Genomic DNA, 25,281 nt, shown 5'->3' with positions numbered 1-25,281 from the left:
TTTTTTACCGCCCTCGGGCATCGAGACATGACATGGACGTTCGCCAGTTCGCCTTCCTCGCGCGCCAGCCTTCTGCTGCCGTAAAAAGCCGCTCCCACTTTCTGGGGCTGCCTAAACGTGGGTTAGCGTTGATCCTGGCCAACGCGATGTTCTGGCAGCCGCTGCTGGCCCAGGCCGACGGCATCGTGGTCAGCGCACCGGGCACCACGCTCGGGCAGGCGGGCAATGGCGTGCCCATCGTCAACATCGCCGCGCCAAACGGGAGCGGCCTGTCGCACAACCAATTCCATGACTACAACGTCGGCGCCAACGGTGTCATTCTCAACAACGCCACCGATCGCACCCAGTCCACCCAGCTGGGCGGCATCATCGTCGGCAACCCGAACCTGCGCGGCACCGCCGCCAACATCATCCTCAACGAAGTTAACGGCGGCAGCCCCAGCCAACTGCGTGGCTACACCGAAGTGGCGGGGCAGTCGGCCCATGTCATCGTTGCCAACCCGTACGGCATCAGCTGCAACGGTTGCGGCTTTATCAACACCCCACAAGCCACGCTGACCACTGGTAAAGCGGTGATCGAAAACGGCCAGATCAGTCGCTATCAGGTTGACCAAGGCAACGTCGCCATCGAAGGCGCCGGCTTGAACGCCAGCAACGTCGACCAGTTCGAAATCATCACCCGCGCCACCACGATCAACGCGCAGATTCAGGCGAAAAAACTCACCATCGTCACCGGTCGCAACGATGTCGACGCACGCACCCTCAACGCCACTGCGCGGGCGGCAGATGGCAGCCAGGCGCCAGACCTGGCGATTGACTCCTCGGCGCTCGGCGGCATGTACGTGGGCGCGGTCAAGCTGATCGGCACCGAGGCCGGTGTGGGCGTGCGGCTGTCGGGTGACATGGTTGCCGGCGGCGATATTCAGATTGATGCGGCGGGCCATGTGGTGATGGGCCAGACCTCGGCCGCCGGCGCCGTAAATGTGAAGGCCGCAAGCGTGGCGGCACAGGGATCGGTCTTGGCGGGCAGTGCTTTGAATGTGCAGACCCAAGGCGCACTGATTAACCAAAAAAGCCTGGTTGCGCGTGATCGCGTGCAGTTGCAAAGCGGCGGGGCGTTGACCAACAACGGCATCATCGAAGCTGGCGTTAACGCCGACCAGACACGCAACGCGCAGGGCGACATCCAAATCAGCGCTGGGCAGTTGAATAACAACGGCAAGACCCTCATTGCCAGTCGCGACCTTTCACTGAATGTCGACGGAACGCTGAGCAACCAGGGCGGCACCCTGATTGCGAAAAACCAGCTCAAGGTCAGCGCCGCAACGTTGGATAACCAGCAACAAGGCCGCGTGCTGAGTGCTGCAAGCATTGAGCTGAATGCCGCTCGACTGCTCAACTCTGAGGCCGGGCTGGTCGCCGGCGACCGCGGGCTGCGCGCTAACGTCGGGCAATTGATCAACCGCAAGGGCGAACTCTCCAGCCGGGCCGACGTCACCTTGCATGTCGATGATCTGGACAACGTCGCTGGCCTGATCTCCTCGGGCCAAGCGCTGCGCTTGAGCGCCGGCGCGACCCTGAATAACCAGGCCGGTCGCCTGGCCGCTGGGCAGCACCTGCAGATCGACGCCGGGCAACTGAACAACAGTCAGTCAGCCGTCGTCAGCAGCCAGGGCAGCCTGGGGCTGAACATTGCCGGCACGCTGGATAACCAGCAGCAGGGCCGCATCGAATCCGGCACTGGCGCACAGATCAATGCCGGCACCTTCAATAACCAACAGAGCGGCGTACTCATCAGTGGTGACGCGCTTGATCTGGTTGCAGGGCCGGTCAATAACAGCCAAGGCGGCTCGATCAGCAGCGCCAAGGCTCTCAATGCCCGCGTCACCAGCCTCGACCAGCATGATCATGGGCGCCTTTACAGTAACAACGACGTCAACCTGGACCTGGGCAATGGCCACCTCGACAACCGCGACAGCGGCTTGATCAACGCGGGCGGCCAGCTGTCGTTCAACAATCTCAATAGCGTCGATAACCGCAGCGGTGAGATTTCCAATACGCATGGTTTTCAACTGACCGCAAACAGCCTGGATAACCGCAGCGGCAAATTGCTCAGTGACCGAGCGCTGGGCCTGCGCATCGAGCAAATCCTGAACAACGGCGCCGGCGTTATTACCGCCAATGGCCTGGAGATTGACGTCGCCAGTTTGATCAACGACCAGGGTGGTCTTTTGCATAGCCGTGATCGGCTGAACGCTCGGGTGAGCGGCGCGCTCGTCAACCAAGGTGCACGTTTGAGCGCTGACGCTGGCGCGCAGTTGGCCGTGGGGAGCCTGGACAACAGCAACGGCGGTCAGCTCTTCAGCCAGGGCGACCTGAGCCTGAACCTCAATCGTGGTCATCTGAACAACCAGGGAGGCTTGATCTACTCGCCGGGGCGGTTGCTGCTGACGCAACTGAGCAGTGTCGATAACCAAGGCGGGGAAATTTCCAGCGTGCAGGCGTTCGTCCTGAGCGCCGATCAACTTAACAACGGCGCCGGCAAGTTGCTCAGCGAGCAAGCGTTGAGTGTGCGCATCGCCCGGGCTCTGGACAACGCCAAAGGCCTGCTAACGGCCAAGACTCTGGAGGTTCAGGCCGGCACGCTGAACAACCAATCCGGCCGTTTCGCTGCGGTAGACGACCTCAACCTGCACGTCGATGCCGAACTGGATAACCGCGCGGGCAAGTTGCTCGGCAAGCAACTCGTATTAGGGCTTGGCGCGCTGAATAACGATCAGGGCCAGGTGCAGGCTGGATCGACGCTTGCGCTTCACACGCAGGGTGCAATCAGCAATCAGGCCGGTACGTTGGCCGCCGGGCAAAGCGTGACCCTCGACAGCGCCAGTCTGGATAACCGTCGCGGCAACTTGAACAGCGACGCGTCACTGACCGCGCGTATTGCCGGGAACATGCTCAACCAGGCGGGGCTCTTCAGCGCCGGTGCTGACCTGCAATTGACTGTCGCCCACCTGGACAACTCCCTCAAAGGTCGGATTTCCGCCCAGCAACTGCACATTTCGGGTCAGACAGTGGACAACAGTGCGGGGGGCAACCTGGCTGCCAAAAGCCAGCTGGGTTTGGCGCTTGGCGGTCAGTTGAATAACACGCAAGGCTCGATCATCAGTGATGGGCGCCTGGTTATTGATGCCTTTGCTGTGGCCAATGATGCCGCCGCGCTGTCCAGCATCGATACCCTGCAGATCACCAGTAGCACGTTGAGTAACCAGGGCGGGCGCGTAAGCAGCGGCACGCAGTTGGGGATGACGCTGACGGCGCTGGATAACAGCCGCGCGGGGCATATCTCCAGCCAGGCCGATGTGAGCCTGAACCTGCAAGGTGGTCACCTCAATAACCAGGGTGGCTTGATCAGCGCGCCTGGGCAGTTGCTGCTCAAGCAACTCGGCAGCGTGGATAACCAGGGCGGCGAAATCTCCAGTGCGCACGCCTTTGAGCTGGCGGCAACGGCCCTGAACACCACGGGCGGCAAGCTGCTCAGCGAGCAAGCCCTGGTCTTGCGTATCGCCCAGGCGCTAGACAACACCCGCGGCCTGATTGCCGCCGCCGCCGTGCACGTCAACAGCGCCAGCCTGGACAACCAGGGCGGCAAATTGAGCGCTGCCACTGACTTGAACCTCAGCATCGAGGGCGTGCTGGGTAACCGCCATGGTGAACTGCTCGGCCAGCGCTCGACGGTCAACGTGGCAGCACTGGATAACACTCAGGGTCGTCTCCAGGGCGACAACCAGTTGACCTTGACCGGCCAGGGCGCCATCACCAACACCCAAGGTACCTTGGCTGCCGGGCAGGTGTTGACGGTGAATGCCGCCAGCCTCGATAACAGCGCCGGCAAGCTCACCAGCGAAGGCGCCTTGACGGTGCAGGTCTCGGCCAACGTGCTCAACCAGGCCGGGCTGTTTGCGGCCGGCGACGGTGTGCAGCTCAATGCCGCCAGCCTGGACAACCAGGCCAAAGGCCGCATCACCAGCAAAGGTGATGCGCAGCTGCGTGTGGGCAAACTGGATAACCGCGAGGGCAGCATTACCTCGGTTGGCCAACTGCAGGTCCAGGGCGACGCGTTGGATAACCGCCAGGGCGGGTTGCTCAATTCGGGCAAGGCCATGAACGTGACCGTCGATAAGGTCGACAACCGTGGCGGTGAAGTGTCCAGCGTGACCGAGTTGACGTTGGCAGGGCATGACCTGGACAACAGTAACGGCGGTCGTGTGCTGGCTAACGGCGCACTCCAACTGACGCTCGACAGGCTGAACAACCAGCTTAAGGGCCTGATTTCAGGGCAACAGGACGTCAGCCTCAAGGCCGGCAACCTGGACAACAGTGCTCAAGGTAACCTCTACGCCAAGCGCAACCTTGACGTGAACCTGGCCGAGCACGCCGACAACAACCAAGGTGTGATTCGCAGCGATGCGGGGGTGCAACTGCGCACTGCCATCCTGGGCAACAACGGCGGGCGTATCAGCAGCGGCGGGGCGCTGTTACTAAGCACCCAGGGTGAAATCACTAACCAGAACGGTGAAGTGCTCAGTGCCGGCACCGCGACCGTGAACGGCGCCAGTGTCGACAACAGCCAAGGGCACATCATCGCTGACGGCGCATTGCAACTCACAACGGGTGTGCTGCTCAACCAGCACCAAGGCCGTGTCACCAGCGCCGATCGCCTCAACCTCAAAGCGACCAGCGTCGACAACCGTTTCGAAGGCCGTATCGCCAGTGGCCAAGCGCTCGCCGCCAGTGTGACCAGCCTCGACCAACGCGGTGGCGGCGAGCTTTACAGCAACAGTGAACTGACGCTGGACATGCAGCATGGGCTGTTGAACAACGCCGATGGCTTTATCAATGCACCGGGGATGTTGCTGCTCAAGAACCTCAAAGACGTCGACAACCGCAACGGTGAGGTCTCGAGCACACACGCCTTCACCTTGACCGCCGACACCTTGGATAACAGCGGCGGCAACCTGCTCAGCGACCAGGCATTGACCCTTAAAGTCGAACACGCCCTGCTCAACGTCAAAGGCTTGATTTCAGCGGCTGGAGTTGGGCTTGAAGCCTTGCGCCTGGATAACCGCGAAGGCAGCGTCAGCAGCACCTTGGACACGCGCGTGGCCGTCCAGCAAGATCTGCTGAACGACCAGGGCGAGATTATCAGCGCAGGGCACACCCAGCTGGGTGCAGCCAGCTTGAGCAACACCAAGGGGCAAGTGCTTGGTGATGTGAGCCTGGGCCTCAAGGTCAAGGGCGCAGTGAACAACCAGGGCGGCACAGTGGGTGCCGGCACGTTGTTGGACGTGCACGCCGCCAGCCTGGATAACCGCCAGGGCGGGCAACTGGTCAGCAATGGTCAACTGAACGCAACCGTTGACGGGTTACTGGACAACCAAGCCAAGGGCCAGGTGTTGGCCAAGGGCACCATGGAACTGCACACCGGCCAGCTGGACAACCGCGAAGGGCGGCTGATCGGCCAGGACCTGCTGACGTTGCACAGCGCTAATGTCGACAACCGCAGCGGCGTGGTCCTCGCGCAAAAAGACCTGCAACTCAATGTGGCTGAGTTGGACAACCAGAAAGGTTTGCTCAGCAGCAAGGCGGCCTTGGTGTCCGCCGGGCAACAGTTGCGTAACCAGAACGGCCTGATCAGTGCCGTGGGGCCGCTGCGGCTGACCGCCGCTAACGTGCAAAACGCGGCGGGCCGTATCGCCAGCCAGAACGACCTGCAGGCCACTGTTGGCGTGCTGGCTCAACAAGGCGGTGAGTTGGTTGCCCTGGGTGAGCTGAACTTGAGCGGTACCTCGCTGGACAATCGCGACGGCGGCTTGGTAGGCGCTACAAAAGCGCTGAATCTGAAGGTCGACGCCGTTGATAACCGCGCCGGCGAAATTTCCAGCCAGAGCAGCATCGACTTCAAGGGCCAGCGCCTGGATAACAGCGGCGGCAAACTCGTCGCCGGTACGGCGCTGGAACTGGCCGTGGCCCAGGTGATTAACCAGGCCCAAGGGCTGGTGTTTGCCCGCGATAACCACTTCAACGGCGCGCGCCTGGACAACAGCCATGGCACCTTCTCCGGCCAGCAATCCCTGAACATTGCGCTGGCAGCCATTCCCGGCACCGAACTGAACGGGCAGTTGGACAACCAGCAGGGCCAGATCAGCAGCGAAGGCACGCTGCAACTGACCAGCGCCAACCTCAACAACGCAGGCGGCGCAGTGTCTTCGGCCGCTGCGCTGACGCTGGAGGTCGGCGGTGCTGTCGCCAACCAAGGCGGCATTCTGGAAACCGATGCCAGCCTCAACCTCACCAGTGTCAGCCTCGATAACAGCCCCAAAGGCTTGCTCAACAGTCGCGGCGCGCTGACGCTGACCACCGGCGCCTTGAACAATAGTGGCCGTATCACCAGTGCCGACCGCCTGGACGTCTCGGCCGCCCAACTGAACAACAGCGGGCGTATCGCCAGTGACAACAACCTCACGGCCACAGTGACCGGGCTGGACCAGCAGGGTGGCGAACTGTTCAGCAAAACCCGGCTCGACCTTGACCTCAATCACGGCCAGTTGACCAACGTCGCCGGCCTGATCAATAGCCCGCTGTTGATGCTCAAAAACCTGGCGGATGTAAACAACAGCCAGCTCGGCGAGATCTCCAGCCAACAAGCGTTCACCCTGGCGGCTCGCAACTTGACTAACGCCACCGGCAAGCTGATCAGCAATCAGGGCCTCACGCTGCAGGTGAAAGAGGCGTTAGGCAACGCCCACGGGACCATCAGCGCAGCCTCGATCAACGCGCGTGCCGCCAGTCTGGACAACAGCGATGGCCTGCTCAGCAGCCACGGGGCAATGGACGTCGCCGCCGACCAGGCGATCAACAACCAGCGCGGTACGCTGATCGCCGACGGCGCGTTGCTGCTGTCTTCCGCGCGGCTCGACAACCGTGCCGGTGATGTGACGGGCAAGGCCGCGGTAACGGCCACGATCGACCAAGTCGATAACCGTGGCGGTCAACTGATCAGCACCACCGAGCTGGCGTTGCAGGGCACGTCCCTGGACAACCGCAAAGGCCTGGCAGGCGCCGAAAAAGCGCTGAAACTGCAGGTCGGCAATGTCAATAACCGTGGCGGCGAGCTGTCCACGAATGGCGACCTGGGCTTCACCGGACAAACCCTGGATAACAGCGACAGCGGTCGTGTGCTGGCCGGGCAAGCCTTGAGCCTGACCGTGGCGAAACTGCTCAACGGCAACGACGGCCAGCTCAATGCCCAGCGGCTGATGCTCACGGCGCAGGACCTGGACAACAACAACGGCAAGTTGCTTGCCCAGCAACTTTTGCAACTGGAACTCAACGGCGAGCTCAATAACAGCCAGGGCGTGCTCAGCAGTGAAGGGCGCCTGAATGTCAACGCCGCCAACCTGATCAACCGCCAAGGCCGTATTTCCAGCGCTCAAGCGTTGGAGCTGGACCTGGCAGGCGCGGTGGATAACCAAGACGGCCAGTTGGTGACCGACAGTACGTTGCAGCTGCGCAGCGCCAGCCTGGACAACCAGAAAGGTGTGGTCAGTGGCAAAGGGGCGGTCTCGGTAACTACCGGTGCGCTGGACAATACCAACGCTCGCCTCAACAGCGGCGACACCTTGAACCTGAAGGCTGGCCTGTTGAACAACGCCGCTGGCAGCATCGGCAGTGCCCAGGCCCTGAAGGCCAGCGTCGATGGCCTTGACCAGCAGGGCGGCAAGCTGTTCAGCAATACACGCCTGACACTGGACCTGAACAACGGGCAGTTGAACAACCAGCAAGGCCTGATCAACGCGAACGGGCCGCTGGTGCTCAATCGTCTCAATAGCGTGAACAACCAAGGCGGTGAAATCTCCAGCGGCCAGGCGTTCGACCTGCTGGCGCGCAACCTGGACAACAGCCATGGCCGGCTGCTCAGTAACCAAGGCCTGGCCTTGCGTATCGACCAGGTACTCACCAACGTCAAGGGGTTGGTTGCAGGTGCGAGCCTGAGTGCCAATGCAGCCTCTGTTGATAACAGCGGCGGTACGCTCACCAGCCGTGGCGACCTCGAATTGACCAGCACCGGTCTGCTGAATAACCAGCAACAAGGCCTGATCAACGCCGCACAAACACTGACGGTGAACAGCGGCGACCTCAATAACCAGGGCGGCAGCTTGCTCGGCACACGCGCCTTGACGCTCAATGCCCAGGCCCTGGACAACAGCGCCAAAGGCCTGATCAACAGCCAGGGCAGCCTTGTGCTGAATGCCCAGGCGCTGGACGCCAGTGACGGTGGCGAGGTGTCGGCCAAGGGTGATATCGACCTCAACCTCAGCGCATTGGCACTGCGCAGCGGCAGGCTGATCAGTGATCAGCGCCTGACCGTGGACCTGGCCAATGGTGACCTGGACAACCGTCAAGGCCTGATCCTCGCCAAGGGACCTTTGACCTTGAAGCGTCTGCGCGACGCGCAAAACCAGGGCGGCGAGATCTCCAGCCAAAGTGCCCTGAGCCTGAGCGGGCGTAGCCTTGACAACAGCGCCGGCACACTCATCAGCCAACAAGTACTGAGCCTGAATGCCGACGCTGTGGTCAATCGCGCTGGCCTGATATCGGGTTGGCAGGGGCTGAATATGGCCGGCGCCAGCCTGGACAACCGCACTGGCGGCACGCTTTCCAGCCGCAACGGTGACCTCGACCTGCGCCTCAGTGGTGGCTTGCTCAACAGCGGCGCAGGCGTACTGGTCAGCCAGGGACGCTTGGGTGTCAGCGCGGCCAGCCTGGACAACAGTGACAAAGGCATTATTTCCAGCGGCGCGCAGCAGACCCTGAATGTGATCGGTTTGCTGAGCAACGCCCAAGGCGGCTTGATCGACAGCGGCTCAACACTGGACCTGAGCGCGGCCAACCTCGACAACAGCACCGGCAGTATCACGGCAATGCGCAACCTGAACGTCTTGGGTGGCAACCTGATCAACACCGGCGGCTCGCTGATGGGCTACGACCACCTGGTGCTCGACCTGCAAGGTAACCTGGGCAACGTCAACGGCAAGATCGCCGGCACCGGGGCGCTGGTGCTCAAGCAGGCTGTCGAGGTGGATAACCGTGGCGGCCAACTCGCCAGCCAAGGGCGCCTGTCACTGGCCATGGGTGGCCTGAACAACAGCCAAGGCGGCACGGTCGCCGCCAAAGGCCCACTGGCGATTGATGCCAGCGCTATGGTGCAAAACAACGCCGATGGTTTGATTTACAGCCAAGAGGGCGACCTGCAGATCAAAGCCTTCGGCCTGAGCAACGCGCAAGGCAAGCTGCAGGGGCAAAACGGGTTGCGTGTCGAGGTCAATGGCGAACTCGATAACCAAGCCGGCCACCTCATCAGCCAGACCGGTGACGTGCAGCTCAAAGCCGGTAATTTCGACAACCGTGGTGGTGTGCTGGCTGCCCTCAAGGGTGATATCGACGCTGGCGTGGTCGGTGTGATGCGTAATGGTTATGACCAGAGCAGCAGCCGCAAGGGCGGTTTGATCCAGGGTGAGCGTCTTCTGCTCACTGCTGGCCAGCTCGACAACCAGGGCGGCCACATTGCGGCGCAGTCGGGTGACGCGCTGCTGACCCTCGCCACCCTGAATAACCAGCAAGGCGCGCTGTATGCCAAGGGTCTGATGCGGGTCCAGGGTGACAACCTCGACAACAGCAACGGGCAGATCGCCGGGGACCAGATAGCACTGGGCCTCACGGGCCAACTGACTAACCAGAATGGCCTGATCGAAAGCACCAACGCCCTGACGGTGGCGGCCAATGCCATCGACAACCAGGGCGGCAAGCTACGCGCGCTGGGCCGCACGGGCGCCACGCAATTCCAGATCGGCAGCCTGTTCGATAACCGCAACGGCGCCGTAGAAACCGCCAACCAGGACCTGATCCTGGCCGCTGCCAGCTTCCAGAACAGCGGCGGGCAATTGCTGCACATGGGTGAGGGCAATTTCGATATTTCCCTGCCCAATGTCACCGGTGCCGGCGGCACCATTGTCACCCGTGGCGGCCTGACCTTGAACGCGGATACCTGGACCAACACCAGCGTCATCCAGGCAGGGCGTTTGAACGTCAATGTCAATAACTTTACCCAGACCGAAACCGGGCAGCTATTGGCCTCCACGCACTTGGAAGGCAAGGGCGGCAGCTGGGTCAATAACGGGTTGATTGCCAGTGACGGCAGCTTGAAGCTCGATTTGGCGGGCGCCTACTCGGGCAATGGCAAAGTCACCAGCCAAGGCACCCTCAACCTGCACGCGGGCCAGTTGGACCTGAGTAACAGCGCGAAGATAACCAGCGGCGGCGATGCGGTGATCAACGTTGATGGCCAGCTCAATAACCGTGGGCGCCTGACCTCTGCGGCCACTCTCAACCTCGCGGCAGGTGGCCTGAACAACTACGGGACCCTGGGCGCAGCGCAAAAGGTAACGCTGACCAGCGCGACCCTGCTCAACGATCATGGCTTGCTGTTCAGCGGCAACGACATGGCGATGTACAGCGACTCGATCACCAATCAATACGGCGACATCTACAGCCTTGGGCGCCTGGACGTTGCCGGCCGTGACGGCGTGAGCAAAGCCGCCCGCCTGGAGAACGTCTCCGGCAGCATCCAGTCCAGCGGGGATATGTCGCTGAAGGTGGCCAACCTGACAAACCGTCGGGATGTGTTCCAGACCAAAGAAATTCCGGGCAGTGGCGGCTCGCTCGGCACCATTTGCTGGGACTGCAGTGGTGGCAGTTTTGTCGTCGACTTCGTCGGCACCGAGAATTATCAAAGTGAGCTGCTGAACACCTCGGCTGCCTCGACTATCCAGTCGAACGGGCGAATGGACATCGCCGCAAACAACGTGCTCAACGAATACAGCACCCTGGCTGCCGGCACGGACATGAATATCACGGCGGACACACTCACCAACAAAGGTGCGACTTCCGGCTCCGGCACGCGCACCCGTACCTGGAGGTTGACCGCGTCCAACGGTACTTACTGGCGTTTCAAACGCAGCGTCGTAGACCCGTACAACGCGCAGGGCGGCCCTAAAAGCTTGCCGGTCGGTGCGTTGTCGGCTTTCCCACTGGTTGCCGACACCCTGGTATCGACCGCCGGGGCGTCACTGGCGCCGGCGATCATCCAGGCCGGTGGTGCGGTGAACATCACCGCCACCAAGACCTTGATCAACAGCAGTGAGACACCATTCACAGCCTTGACCGAACGCGCCGCGCGCCACGAAGACACCGCTATCAGCACCGGCCCGGCAACGGTGGTGGTGCAACTCGCTGCGCAACTGCCGCCTGACCTTGCCAAACAGCAAGTCAACCCGCTGACACTGCGTGAGTTCAGCCTGCCGACCGGTACCCACGGCCTGTTCCACCTCAGTACCCAAGCGGTCGACGGCACCCAGGCGGTACAGGCCAACACGGGCCCGCAAAGCTGGACCATGGGCGGCGCCAGCCTCGGCCTGGCGCAACGCAATGACGCGCAACCAGCACCGACGATGCGTACCTTCGATTTGACCCAAGTCGATCAACAGAGCGCCGCGACTCGCCAATTGGGCTCGACAGCACGCCAGGTCAGCGGCGTCACCGCCAGCGCCACGGCGTTTGACGTCTCTGCGGTCACCGATGTGGACAACGGCGGCGTCTGGACGCCTGGCCAGATCACCACCGGTGAGATCGCTCGTGGGGATGGCATCAACAACCAAAATCCGTCCGCAGGTTCGACCCTGCCTACGGTCAAGGTCAGCGGGCCTGGTGACCAGCCAAACCTGGCGCTGACTGAGCGCGATACGCGCATACAGGTCACTACACCCGGCGACCTCGCGCGCCCCACAGTGAACATTCCCGGTGTCACCCCGGTGATGCCAGGCATCCAGCCGGTAGCCGGCACGCCCAATACACAAAGCCAAGGCAATCGCCCAACACAAGTAGCCACGGTGGTCGCTAAACCACTCGACGCAGGCGCGCAAACCACCTCGGTCGCCAGCCAGATCGTCAGCCGTGTGCAAGGCTTTACGCCCACCGGGCCGGTGTCCCAGCCGCACAAATACCTGGTCGAAACCAACCCGGTGCTCACCGACCTGAAACAGTTCATGAGCTCGGATTACCTGCTGGCGGGCCTGGGTTACAACCCGGATGAAAGTGCCAAACGCCTGGGCGACGGGCTTTATGAGCAACACTTGATCCAGCAAGCCGTGCAAGCGCGTACGGGGCAGCGTTTTATCGACGGCCAGAACACCGACGAAAAACTGTTCAAGTACTTGATGGATAACGCCATCAGCAGCAAGCAACAGCTGAACCTGGCCGTGGGCGTGTCGTTGACCTCGCAGCAGGTTGCCGCCCTGACGCACGACATCGTCTGGCTCGAAGAGCATTCAGTGAACGGTGAGAAAGTGCTGGTGCCAGTGCTTTACATGGCCCAGGCCGACAACCGCCTTGCGCCGAACGGTGCCTTGATCGCCGGTAACGACCTGAACCTGATTGCCGGGGAGAACCTGGAGAACGCCGGCACCCTGCGCGCTACCAACAACCTTTCAGCCAAAGCCGGCAACGACCTGACCAACAGCGGCGTGATCGAAGCCGGTAATCGTCTGGACCTGCTGGCCGGCAACAATATCGTCAATAAGTCCGGCGGCATCATTGCCGGGCGCGACGTCACGCTCACGGCCCTCAAGGGTGATGTGATCAACGAGCGCGCCGTGACCAGCACAGGTGGCGGTACCGCGACGCGTCGCGACTATCTCGACAGCGTGTCACGCATCGAGGCCGCGAATGACCTGACCCTGAATGCCGGGCGCGACGTGGCCAACACCGGTGGTGTGTTGCAAAGCGGGCGCGACACCCTCATCACCGCCGGGCGCGATGTGCATATTGATGCGGTTGAGCAGCGCGATGGCTTCAACATGGGCAGCCGCCTGCGCACCGAAACCGTGACACAAAACGGTGCCAGCGTAGAAGCCGGCCGTGACCTGACAGTCTCGGCAGGCCGCGATTTCAGCGCCATCGCCAGCCGCATCGACGCCAAGCGCGACCTGAGCATTACGGCCACTGAAAACCTCAGCGTTTCCTCGGCTGCCGATGAGCAGCATTCCTCCAGCAAGTCCAAGAAAGTCACACAGTCCAAAGACCACATCAGCCAAGTCTCCAGCGTGCTGACCGCCGGCGGCGACGTGTCGTTAAATGCTGGCAAGGACCTGGAACTGACCGCCAGCCGAATTGCCGGTGGCGGCAACGTCGCCCTGGAGGCACAGCGCGATGTGAGCATCCTCTCGGCACTCGACGAAGACGCTTCGTTCTACTCGAAAAAGAGCAAAGGCTCGTTCGGTCGCAGCAAAAGCGAACAACGTGAAAGCTACGACAGCACCAACGTCGCCTCCGTCGTCGAAGCCGGCAAAGACCTGACCATCAATGCCAGCAAAAAAGCCGATGGCGGCATGAACATCGAAGGCGGGCGCGACGTCACCGTGATCGGCAGCCAATTGAAAGCCGGCGGCGACATGCTGCTGGGCGCCACGGGCGATATCGCCGTGCTGTCGGGTGTCGAGGAGCACGGTTCCTACAGCAAGAAGACCAAGTCCGGGTTCCTCGGGCTTTCGAAAAGCGGCAAGAGCCAGCTGAAAACCACCGCCAGCCAGGTCGGCAGCGAGTTGGAGGCCGGCAATGACGTGGTGGTGGCTGCGGGTAATGACGTGCGGTTGCGGGCGAGTGAGATCAGTGCTGAGAACGATGCCGAACTACGTGCCGGGTTGGTGAACAGTACTGGCGACATTAACCTGGTTTCTGCGAATGACACGGCTTACACCCGAAGTGAACAGTATAAGAAAAAGGTTGGCCTCTCTTCTTCTGGTGGGTTCATCTCCATTTCCTCGGCCAAGGAGTCGGGCAGACAAGCGCAAAGCAGCACAAGCGTTGGTAGCCAAGTGTCCGCCGACCGCGATGCAAGTTTGAAGGCTGAACGCGATATCAATTTGGTGGGTAGCGGTATCAGTGCCGGGCGCAACGTCAGCCTGGATGCCGGACGGGATGTCAATGTAGTCGCGGCACAGAACGCCAAAGCGGAACAGGGCTGGTCGAAGGCCAAACAAGTTGGCATTGGCGTATCCAGTGATGCCAACGGTGTCAGCTTCTTTGCCGGTGCCGACAGCAGCAGGGAAAAGAACCGCTTGGAACAACAGACCGCTGCCGCCAGCCAGATCAATGCCGGGCAGGACCTGACGGTCAAGGCAGTACGTGATATCAATCAAGTCGGTTCAGACTTGAGCGCCGACAAAGACATAAGCCTGACGGCAGGTCGAGATATTCGCATCGATGCTGCACAGGAAACTCAGTTGACCGAGCTGCAGCGCCAAACCGAGCGCAATGGTTTGGGTGTCACCCTCAACCACAACTACGGCCGAACCAAAGACGCCGTAAGCGGTGCGGGAAAAGGCGAAGACGGCGTCAGTAAAGGCTCAAGCGCGCTCAAGGGCGTCGATGCCGTTAGCCAGTTCGTGTCGGGGCCGACGGCCGATGTCAAGTTCGGCAATAGCAAGCAGAGCAGCGGTCTGGAGACCATCGAACAGACCAACCGGTCTTCGACGCTCAATGCGGGTAATGATCTGAACATTGCTGCCAACAATGATGTGGTGGTCAAGGGCGGGCAACTGCAAGCGGGGCGTGACATCAATGTAAAAGGTCACGACATTGTTCTTGATGTAGCCAAGGGGAGCGTCAGCCAGGAAAGCACCCAGAGCCAGAGTTGGGGGGGGATTCATGGTGGCACTAGCGGTGGCTTCAAAATCGGTATCGGTGGCAGTTACGGTGTGGCCACCGAAGACGGGGAACATGGTACATCCAGCACCACTAAGGTTGCGGCAGGACGGGACGTCCATCTGGACGCCGCCCACGATTTGAGCCTGGTGGGAACTCAGGTCAAGGCCGACCGGGACATCGAACTCAAGGCAGGCAACGACCTCAACATCACCTCGGCACAAAACAAGAGGAGCAGCGACAGCAATCGACACAATGGTGGCGGTGAAGCCGGACTGGTGTTCGGTTCTGAAGGTGTCGGCGTCTATGTCAGCGTCAGCATGGGCAAGGGCAACCTTGAGCGCGAGGGTGAGCGCCAGCAAGACGCTTACCTTTATGCCGGCAATCAATTGGGCTTCAACAGCGGCAATGACACCAATATCAATGGCGCCACGTTGCGCGGCGACGAGGTGGTTGGCCGTGTGGGCGGAGATCTCAACGTTTCGTCCGTTGCCGATACCGGTAAGGTCAAGGGCAAAGAGTTCGACATCAGCATCACCGCGACCATTGGCCCGGGTGCCGGGATCAGCGGCTCGGTCGGCTACGGTCAGACAACTGGAAAAACCAACTGGGTTGAACAGCAAACCAGCATTACCGGCAAAAACAAGGTCGACATCCGGACTCAAGACCACACCCAACTCGATGGAGCACTGATTGCGGCCGACAACGGCAACCTCAAGTTGGATACCGGCACGCTAGGTTTCAGCGATATCTCTGGAGAAGACAAGGAGCGCGGTTTTTACCTGAATGTCGGCGGCAGCTACACCGCAGGTAAAGGCGGCACGACCCAGGACGGCAGTCAGGTCGGTAAAGGCACGGAAGGAGAGAGCGGTTGGAGTGTCAACGGCTGGAAGTATGACAAAGAGCGCGAGCAGGCCGTACGGGCGACCGTAGGGGCCGGTGAGATTGTTGTGCGTCGGGATGCGACGACCGGCAATGACTCCACGTCGGGACTGAATCGGGACGTGGGCAAGGCGTATGAAATTACCAAGGACAAGGAGTCTCGAACCGATCTGTATGTCACCAAATCTTCTCTAGAGGCCGTGGCCGATCCGTCCGGTACGGTACAGGCTTGGAAAACCGGAATAGAGAACTATGCGGGCAGCACTGAAAAAGCATACGAGTCGGCTCTTTCTTTAATCAACGGGCCGATTCAGGCCACCGCACAGGCCTGGACCAATATCCAGGCTCAGCGTGTTTCTCTTGACGAAGTGCCCGCCGAGGCAAGAGCCCAGTTGGGTGATGACATTGCGTTGAGCATTGCCAAGAACCTGGTGCGCAATGGTAGGGACGCTCGTGACATCGAAAAACTAAAGCCTGAGGACGTGGCCGCAATCCTCAACTTTGCAAAGCGAGTCGCAGAGTTCTCTGACAAACAAGAAGCCTGCAACGCTTCGGGTGGCTGCACCTCAGGTGACGGGAGTCAGCAAGACCCTGTGTACAGCCACTATCGTGATCAGGGCAGCAGCAACTGGGCCACAGGGCTCAAAGGTCTGACCCCGAATTCGCCGGGTGGCAAATTGCTCGCGCAGACGGAACAGCTGCAACACTTTATGGATCAATTGCCAGTCGAACAGGCTCAACTTTTGGCCATGGGAGTCCAGGCCGTGATGGGGCCTGCGAAAATGGCAGTAGGCCTGGCAGGGAATGTCCTGATCAACAAACTGTTTGGCGACAAAATCGAGGCGGCAAAAGACGCGCTGGCAAAATCCATCGCGAGTGAGCTGAGTGGTAAGAGCAAAGACAGCTTGGAGAAGAGCGATAATACATTCAAAAAGCTGCACGAAAATGGAGCGAGTGACCAGAAGGGCGATATCTATGTCCAGGGTGCCTCCACACTCCTGAACATCGCTTTGGGGACGACGGCAAAAGCCACTGTTGCGGTGGCTGGCAAGATCAGTGGAGTCATTGGGGGCCGCGAGACTACAAAGGTCAGCGAGCCGATGACCATTGATTCGAAGTTTGGAGAGCCGTCAGGGAAGGGATGGATGGAGCCTGGCCCTGGCAAGCCGACGCCTGTTTCGGGTGAGGGGCCCAAACCGGTCGGCGGCGGTCACTCTACCGGTTCGAGCCATCCGGACCTGCCTGTTGTAAAGGTGAACACCAGCAATTCCGTCAAAGGCTCACCTGAGTACGAAATACTCAACAACCCTAGTGCCCGAAGCCCTAATACACGCTACCAGGTTGATAACGGCGATTCGTTCACCACCAACAGCAAAGGGTTCGTGGAAGAGCTGACGTTCACGCCAAGCAATACCAAGGTTCCTCGAGATTCGAGGCAGACGGCGGCAGGCAAGGAAGGGCGGGATACTGATGTGGGTGGGCATGCCAAAGCGTGTAGCCAAGGTGGAACGTGTGATGGTTATAATCTGTTCCCGCAGGACCAGAATTTCAATAATTCGGCGTACAAGGTTTTTTATGAGAATAAAATCAGGGCGGCGTTGAATGATCCTAGTAAGACGGTAGGGCCGACGACGATAAAGTTTTATCGTGAGGATCCGCGGTCGCCACGTCCTGATAACATAGAAGTGACCTATACGATAAATGGGAAGACCGAAAAAGTTTTCTTTGAAAATGAGGCCCATAAGATTCCGGAGGTTATATAGTGATTACTCAAGACCTACAGTTAGTGAAGCAGATTTTTGAGTTGCTAGATGCTGGCATCGTGGAGGGCTACGACTCTTTCTGTTATGAGGTAGTAGTAAGCGTGGGGTATATGGAAACTGTTCTTACTGTCGAGAAGGAAGGGGTTCGGGTGACGGATGCAGAAACGGATTACAATGGCGCAATCCTCTATCGTTTGGTGAAGGAATTGAGGGAGTGCGCCACCCGACGTGGTGAAACTTGGAATTCATTTGTGATGACTTATACGCGTGGTGGAGAAGTTAAAACCAAGTTCAACGTTTGATTGATAAAAAGCCTTATATCAAAAATATCCGTGAAAGCGGACGAGAAAGGGCGAGGTTATCTATTTGGCTTTGCTCGGTTATTCAGGCGGTGAAAGCCCGTGCTGTCATTATCCAGGTGTTGCGGTAGAAAAGGGGACAGATTTATTTGATTTTTTGGTTGCGTTCGACTAAATAAATTTACCCCTTTTTTCTATGCATCTAAGTGGTGTTTATGGATATCTTGAGCAAAGAGTGCATTGCCAGCGTCACGCTGTTTGATGTGAGGGTGTCGGAGGGCGAACTGATGGTGTTTGCCGACTGCATGAGAATTGTGATGGAGCACTACACCGATTCTCAGATTGCCGAGATGACCGTGTGTGAATCTAAGCAAGAGCTGTCTTACTTTCTTTCCGGGGTGACGGATGTCGTGAGAGAGATGGAGAGGCAGGAATATTTGCCTGATCGGTTCAAATCCTAGCGTGTGCGCGAGAGGGCAATACCCAAGTAAAGTTTAACGTGGACTCATGTGGGAGCAGGCAAGCCAGCCCCCACAGTTTTTGCCGTGTTCAGGCACTCAATAGAGCGGTCCACGGTGGTCTTGGCCATTTCCAGCAAATGCCACACAGCCAGAATCTTCGCCCGCTCGGGGCTAGGCAGCAGCTCACTGCAATTGAGTGTTGTGGCCGAAGCGCTGTCGAGCAAGCTTTAGGTGTAGAGCAGGGCGTCTTCGAAGCTGAGGTCTTCGATTTGAACACCTTGTGTGGGCAGGTAATGATCGATGGCGCGGTTGAAGGCGGCGCGGTCTTTAATGGTGTTGCGGGGTGGATCGGGGACGACTTTTTTCATGGTGTAACTCCACATGGTTGGAGCTGACACCCGTCGCGACTAAACGTTGGGTGGCGGCTGTACGCAGGTTAGTCGACCGGTCACATGGAAAACCGGCGCACCCGAAGGTGCCCTACGCACAGCCACCATAAAACTTCATGGAGGACCATGCACCATGTAAGACCCGAGCGACTAAACCCGATCACTGATAAGCAGTGACGGATCGCAGACTAGCCATCGATTCCAACAGGCAAAAGGCGGCAGAGATTGTGTAGGAAACGTCCTGCAATTTAAAGCGACACGCCCTGCTGGCCCTTTACAAACCATGACCCAATACCACTAATCAGATCGTTCCTACGCTCTGCGTGGGAATGCCTCCTGGGACGCTCCGCGTCCCGCCAGCCCACGCACGTTTTGAATTCGGCGTATGGGTGACGCAGAGAGCAAGAAAAGGGGACAGATTTATTTAATTTTTTAGAGAAAAGGGGACAGATTTATTTAATTTTTTAGAGAAAAGGGGACAGATTTATTTAATTTTTAGATTATGTTCGAATAAATAAATCTGTCCCCTTTTTGTCACAGGAAGGGTTAGCGATTTCGATGTGGCACTGGCAAGTCCAGAGTTGTTACAGCGTGCTCAATCTTTAGGTATCGGGGTTAGAAGTGGCGGAACGCGCACTGGCCCATTGAGTGCAAGAGATTTGCAAGCTCTTGGATTGCAGGACCTAGCTAGCGAGTTAAGCTCACAAGCAGGTCGTGAAGTTAACTTTATGATTTATGACTCTTCGGCCGCAGCTACAAGCCGAGCACCAAGCGTAGTGCTACCAAAATGAAGACTTATGATTTGTATGGAACGAAATGTTTGAACCTTGTTTTGGCAAGGGCACAGGTAGAAAAACTTGCAGGAATTTCACTTGAAGAAAGAGACAGTACTTATCATGGAGGCATTTATTATCTTCATGGTGACAATAGTTCGGAGCACTTCGTTCTGAAAAAAAATATTGACCCTTTTGATGGCGAGCCTGTAGAGCAAGCATTTTCGGATTACCCGATTCTGTTTTATGTAAACGCAACAAATCGTTCTCTTGAGTTAATGGATGCACTAAAAGTAGAGGGGGGATTTAGTTTGCTTAGGCACGAGATTTTTTGATGTGTCGATGGAGGGGCTTTTTGTCGTCGGTTGGTTTGGGTGATCCTGGGTGTGCTGTGGCGGGCCGAAACCCGCGTCGGGGTGGTTTTATTCAGTGAGCGCGTATCAGATGGGTCGACCGGCTCGCAGGCCGCGCCCCGTCTGGCGTAGCGCGGGTAGACAACGAAATTCGCGTCGGGTGATACTGTTAGTGCAAAAGAGGCTGCCGCCGCCAATGAATTAGCAAGATTATCTGAACGGGCGGTGCAAGTTCGCTCGGAGCTAAATATTGGTAGCGGTAGGAATATTGCTGTTGCTGAGTATTCAATTGATGGACAAAGAGTAGAAAAGGGGACAGATTTATTTGATTTTTTGATTGGGACAAGAGTAGAAAAGGGGACAGATTTATTTGATTTTTTGATTGCGTTCGAATAAATAAATCTGTCCCCTTTTTGCTTGAGAAGCTAGTATTAAATTTGATGGCTATCACTTCCAAGTGACACGTAATAGCAAGACTGGAGAAATAACAAACTCCTTTATCACTATGCCGCCGAGGACAAACTGATGGCTAGCTTGGCTTGGCTTGAGAGCCTAAAGAAGTCATTTGCTTCAACTGGTCTGGAATATGAAGACCTTTACGAATTGATAGAGGCTTCTATAGCGAAGGGGAGGACTAATTTTCCTGCGTTTATCTATGACGCTTCGCGGGGAGTTGGCTTCTCTGTGAGTGAAGGATTTTTTTACTCTCTTGATCAGGACTGGGACGATCCAGAAGATTTCAGTGAGGTCAGTTTCTTTTTGGGCGAAGTTGAAACTTCAAGTATCCCAGTGCCTGACTACGTTTCCCTGATGAAAGTTGCAGCTGATGTTTACTCTACTTTCTTTCCTGATGATGGGGACAGTGTTCTAAGGTCCGCTGAAAGATTAGAAGAGCGTTACTCAAAGAAGTCTCCAGTCTAGTCGGGGGACGTTTATTCAAGATCAAGAAGCGCTCAATCTGCCGGCAGTGCAACGCTTTCATCCATCATCTGCTTGTTGGCCCCTGGGCCGTCCGTTCGCCACCGAACACCCAGGGGCTTTTGTCGTCGGTTAGTTTGGGCCGCCCAGAAGAAAAGAAGAACAGAAGAAAAGGGGACAGATTTATTTTTCACCCATCTGCTAGGCTGTGATTTTCTAAGGAAGGAGATTGCTTATGCCCAGAGTGGAGGGAAAAGGGGACGGATTTATTTACAGCAAAAAGAGGACAGATTTATTTTTAGCTAGGCTGTAGCGCCTATACCGGAGCGTTGTAAGAAACATTTCCCGAGTAGCGCCAAACTCCACTCGCAAAGCTCACTGGCCGCTGTGGATAACAAACCAACAGCTCTGCGACGAACTGACAAAAGGATACGTCAAGTCGCGTTACCCAACAGGGAAAAGGGGACAGTTTTATTTAAGTAACAAAGAGCTCGGAGAATTAAATAAATCCGTCCCCTTCTTCCGGATTTATTTGATTTTCTTAGAGGTATTTTTTCGGTTAAATAAATCTGTCCTATTGGCGCCGGCGCCGAATTGACCCAGTTGCCGAGATATCACTGACCCGGGCAGAATCCTCGCGAACAACTATTTTGACTGAGAGAAATAGGGGGCAGGCCACGGTTTTGTAAAGGTAATCAAAATTGCTCTTCGAAACATGTGAATGGTGGTCTGACCCCTATTTCTTCAAGTCGAGGGATATATGAGTCCGAAAACTACCGTCTATCCAAAGCTTTAGGTGCATAAAATGAAATTGCATTTTTCATGGGAAGAGTCAGCAGGAACTCTGTCGCCGGTTTGTAATTCAAACATGGTCAACAGAGATGGCGTTAGCCCGTTAGCGTGCCTCTTAACTGATGATGGCGGGCAATTATTTTTAGACACTGTGCCGTGGTTGGATGAGGGACTGGATAGAACAAGATTAGTTAAGGGGGATAAGGTTGATTTTGTAGACTGGAGTCGCGATGCCTGGGGGGCTGAATTGACTAAAGAACATGTAAAAATCTATTCGCTCCATGATGAAAGTTACTTCGAGCTAATTGCTATCGACTCATTTGAAATAGCACTATTAGCGTGGTTGGACTTTATTAAACTGAAACCAGCGGTGGGAATAATTCAGGAGGTTGAAATCTAAACTGCCATTTGGCAGTTGGAGTTGACAGGAAAACGGGGTCAGACCACGGTTTTGTAAAGGTAATCAAAATTGCTCTTTGAAACATGTGAATGGTGGTCTGACCCCTATTCTACTATTCAGGCAGGCGACTTTGTGGGGTTCAGGCACTCGATGGAGCGGTCTACGGTGATCTTGGCCATTTCCAGCAAATGCCACACCGCCAGAATCTTCGCCCGCTCGGGGCTGGGCAGCGGAGAAATAGGGGTCAGACCACGGTTTTGTAAAGGTAATCAAGATTGCTCTTCGACACATGTGAATGGTGGTCTGACCCCTATTTCTTTTGAATGGTGGTCTGACCCCTATTTCTTTCAATACCTTGGAGGGGATTGGAGGGTTTGCGGTTCACGCGGGAGCTCAGGGTGTGGCTACCGGCACCATCCAAACCGCGATTGGTGGCGGAAGCCTGGGCAAGAATGTTACGGGTGGTCTGGTTTCCCAGGCTGGGAACGTGGCGGCCGCGACGGCGTTTAACTTTGTGGGAAGTTATGCCCAAGAGCATTGGCAGGCCGCGAAGAATGCGGGTGACACCACTGGCATGGCGATGTGGGCTGAGGGAGGTGCGGCCCGTGTCTCCATGCACGCATTGTTTGGCGGTGCGGTATCGAGTGCCACAGGCGGGGACTTCAAAACTGGGGCCATTGCTGCTGGTGCAAGTCAGGCAATGGCACAGGTTCTGAACGACACATTCGATAAGCAACCGGAGTTGAGGCAAGGGGTCGCGCAGATTGTTGGTTTGACTGCGGCAGGTCTGTCAGGAGGTGATGTCAATAAGGCGTCTTGGGTGTCACAAATGGCGGATCAATACAACCGCCAACTGCATCAAAAAGAGACGATCGCCCTTGAGGCGTTGCAGAAAGACGACCCGACCAATGCTTATCAATTGAAGGCGGCGGCATGTGCGTTGGTGCACTGCAGCGCCTCCGTTCCGACTGAAGACCCAAACTACAAATACATCAGCGAACTTGAGTCTGATGGCGGCAATTTCAAGGACGCTCAGAAGCAACTGTTGGCAACGGGTGCTTTTGATGAGTATGGCGCGTGGGATAAAGCCAACGACAAATTGTTGAGGAATGACGAGGCAGTCATCCGCTCTGGAAATGCGAGCCGAGCTGTACTCGGGGCGATGGGCGCTGCTAGCGGGTTTGGCGGAGCAATTTTGTCGGCGCCTGCCTGCGTGACCATTGTGGGCTGTGCAGCGCCCGCACTTTCTGGCTTGAGCGGCGCGCTCGCCTTCCACGAAGGCATGCAGGCGACGGGTGCACTGCTAACGCCTTATCAATACACGCAGGGGAGCAAGGTACTCGACTCGTTCAGTATGGATACCTACCCCGGCGACGTTAATCCCATGCGTGATTACGGCACGGCGGCAGCGAGGGCTGCCATGGAAATTGCACTGTTCAAAGGTGCCGCGAAACTCGCAAGTGGTGAGGGGGTGTCGGTTCTGTTGCCAGGCAAGAAACCTGTGCCGCCTCCAAATGGTGGTGATGTTCCCCCACCGCATGAGATCGTAGGCCCTTACTCACCTATCAGCAAAACCCTAATACCTGAGGAAATGGAGCAGAAGATACTTTACGGAGAGCGTAAAACCACTCCTTCAGGAAATCCGAAGAACGAAATCATCGGTGCTCATTCGGGTGAAATAAGCAATACGCATCCCGATTATGCTGTGGAGGTGTTGTCGAGCAACGCTGACGGGACACGAAATGCAAAATTGGTGGCGCAATTTACTGATGGGAATATTTCGAAGATTAAAACGAGCACCTTGTTCCCCGCGTCCTGGTCGGATGCGCAAACGATGAGTGCCGTTCGAGCTACTGGAAATGGCCCGGCGCTTGCGACGAGGGCCGATGGGGCCTCGTTGCATCAAACGACAGTTAACGGGGTTAAAGTTGAGGTCATCAAGGTTGGGGAGCGCGTTACTGCTGGCTATCCTTGTGGCAGAGGCTGTACGGATCCGACGAAATTCTGATAGGTGAAATATGTTTAAAGAATATGAATTTTTGCTGGATTCAATAGGGTCAGAAGATTACTGGTCGGATGTAGGAATTGATATCGCGGCCTCCAAGATCTCTCAGTTTGATAACTCTAGCTGGAGCGACCTTGAATCTGCTCTTCTGGCGAAGTCTGAAGTCTGGCGAGGTCGGTGCGCGGAGTCTCTCGGTGACTCGAATGATGACCGAGCGTTGCGTGTTTTGCTAATGCTTCTAAAAGCTGGAGAGGAGTCGGTTGTCATTCATGCAATTGAATCAATTGAGTCAGTTTTTTTGGCTGGCTACATTCTTGACAGGGCGCAGGTCATACGCGCTCTAGATGAGGGGTTTGAGGCAGAGAGCAGAACGTTGAAGCTAATGACGGCTACGTTGGTCAGGAAGTTAAGTGAGGCATGAAGGTTGCTCGGTAGCTCACTGAATCGCCCAGGGTTTCGGAAAAATAGGGAAAAATAGGAGGAGGAGAAATAGGGGGCAGACCCTGAGGGATCCCCGATTTTTCTTACCAAAAATCAAGAAGTTGGAATATTGAAGAGGCCTGCATGAGTTGGCAACTTGGTTTGCACCACACAAAAACAAGACCCCGAACCCATGCAGGCCATCCGATTTTTACACAGAGCGCTCGCTCAAGCACTGCCTTCAATCCATTCTCGCCGCCTGACAACGCTGATGAGTTGTGTCAGTTCGTTACTGCAAGGCCGTCGCCTGACGCTAACAGCGCTGGGACGTTTTATGCCAGGTCAGGCGTATCCAAAACATGCGATCAAGCGAGTGGACCGATTGTTGGGTAATCAACACCTCAGAGCAGAGCGGGCACTGTTCTACTGGGTGATGCTGCGGGCGTTGTTGGGCTCTTTGAAACATCCTTTAATCTTGGTCGACTGGTCTCGATTTGATGCCTCTGGCGACGCCTTTTTGTTGAGAGCCGCGGTCCCGTTTGCGGGACGCTCGTTTCCTATTTATGAAAGCGTTCATGAGCGTGAGAGTTGCCCCAAATATCAAAGTCGCCTGCTCAAAACGTTGGCTGCATTACTACCTGAGGGATGCGTTCCAGTCCTGGTCACTGATGCAGGTTTCCGGCGCCCCTGGATGAAGGCCGTAGGAGAAATAGGGGTCAGACCACGGTTTTGTAAAGGTAATCAAGATTGCTCTTCGAAACATGTGAATGGTGGTCTGACCCCCATTTCTTTCCGGGGGCAAGAGGTGATATTTAATCCCACGATCAATAAATGGGTACCAGAATGAAACAGGTTAGTCAGTTTTCAATATCTTGGGTAACACCAATCGTGCCATCGGTGTCTCTCGCAGGTATACCTTTGGGTGTTGGTGCAGAGGTGCTGGCGCGAGTGTTACTCAACTATTTGATTGATGAGACTAGCAAGTTATACCAATTTGAGTGCTCTCCAG

At 57.1% G+C, this 25,281-nt stretch carries 7 protein-coding genes and 4 pseudogenes; 9 read left to right on the top strand and 2 right to left on the bottom strand.

The annotated features are described in order from the left end of the window. Positions 1-32 precede the first annotated feature (32 nt). From AACV02_RS15435 to AACV02_RS15425, 3 genes are all read left to right on the top strand, one after another. The gene (locus AACV02_RS15435; protein ID WP_119735462.1) at positions 33-17,462 is read left to right on the top strand and encodes a hemagglutinin repeat-containing protein; all 17,430 of its coding nucleotides are present in this window, start codon (positions 33-35) and stop codon (positions 17,460-17,462) included. After that, positions 17,462-17,764: a hypothetical protein gene (locus AACV02_RS15430; RefSeq protein WP_119735461.1), complete on the top strand. Its 303-nt coding sequence runs from the start codon at positions 17,462-17,464 to the stop codon at positions 17,762-17,764. Before AACV02_RS15435 ends, AACV02_RS15430 begins: the two co-directional genes overlap by 1 nt. A 212-nt stretch (positions 17,765-17,976) precedes the next feature. Then, positions 17,977-18,222: a hypothetical protein gene (locus AACV02_RS15425; protein ID WP_119735460.1), complete on the top strand. Its 246-nt coding sequence runs from the start codon at positions 17,977-17,979 to the stop codon at positions 18,220-18,222. A 44-nt stretch (positions 18,223-18,266) separates the two neighbouring features. On the opposite strand, the pseudogene AACV02_RS15420 reads toward AACV02_RS15425, so the two are convergent. Further along, a pseudogene (locus AACV02_RS15420) lies at positions 18,267-18,590 on the bottom strand (DUF6124 family protein). A gap of 841 nt (positions 18,591-19,431) precedes the next feature. Between AACV02_RS15420 and AACV02_RS15415 the strand changes: the two are divergent. The 3 genes from AACV02_RS15415 (at position 19,432) to AACV02_RS15405 (ending at position 21,847) form a co-directional block, all read left to right on the top strand. Next, positions 19,432-19,719, top strand: a complete 288-nt coding sequence (locus AACV02_RS15415) for a hypothetical protein (RefSeq protein ID WP_201255774.1) — start codon at positions 19,432-19,434, stop codon at positions 19,717-19,719. Positions 19,720-20,262: 543 nt separating this feature from the next. Further along, entirely contained in the window at positions 20,263-20,658 is a 396-nt protein-coding gene (locus AACV02_RS15410) for a hypothetical protein (RefSeq protein ID WP_119735458.1), read from the top strand. Between the two features lie 802 nt (positions 20,659-21,460). Beyond that, positions 21,461-21,847, top strand: a complete 387-nt coding sequence (locus tag AACV02_RS15405) for a DUF5376 domain-containing protein (RefSeq protein WP_234452762.1) — start codon at positions 21,461-21,463, stop codon at positions 21,845-21,847. Between the two features lie 116 nt (positions 21,848-21,963). On the opposite strand, the pseudogene AACV02_RS30970 reads toward AACV02_RS15405, so the two are convergent. Next, positions 21,964-22,077 (bottom strand): annotated as a pseudogene (locus tag AACV02_RS30970) (DUF6124 family protein); the annotation flags it as partial. Positions 22,078-22,196: 119 nt separating this feature from the next. Between AACV02_RS30970 and AACV02_RS15400 the strand changes: the two are divergent. From AACV02_RS15400 to AACV02_RS15390, 3 genes and pseudogenes are all read left to right on the top strand, one after another. Continuing rightward, a pseudogene (locus tag AACV02_RS15400) lies at positions 22,197-23,855 on the top strand (EndoU domain-containing protein); the annotation flags it as partial. A 10-nt stretch (positions 23,856-23,865) separates the two neighbouring features. Beyond that, entirely contained in the window at positions 23,866-24,273 is a 408-nt protein-coding gene (locus AACV02_RS15395; RefSeq protein WP_119735455.1) for a HEAT repeat domain-containing protein, read from the top strand. Positions 24,274-24,465: 192 nt separating this feature from the next. Next, positions 24,466-24,975 (top strand): annotated as a pseudogene (locus AACV02_RS15390) (IS4 family transposase); the annotation flags it as partial. Positions 24,976-25,281: the final 306 nt, after the last annotated feature.

It is taken from the genome of Pseudomonas sp. Larv2_ips, assembly GCF_963879675.1.
GTDB lineage: Bacteria > Pseudomonadota > Gammaproteobacteria > Pseudomonadales > Pseudomonadaceae > Aquipseudomonas.
This window is presented reverse-complemented; position numbering and strand designations above follow the sequence as displayed.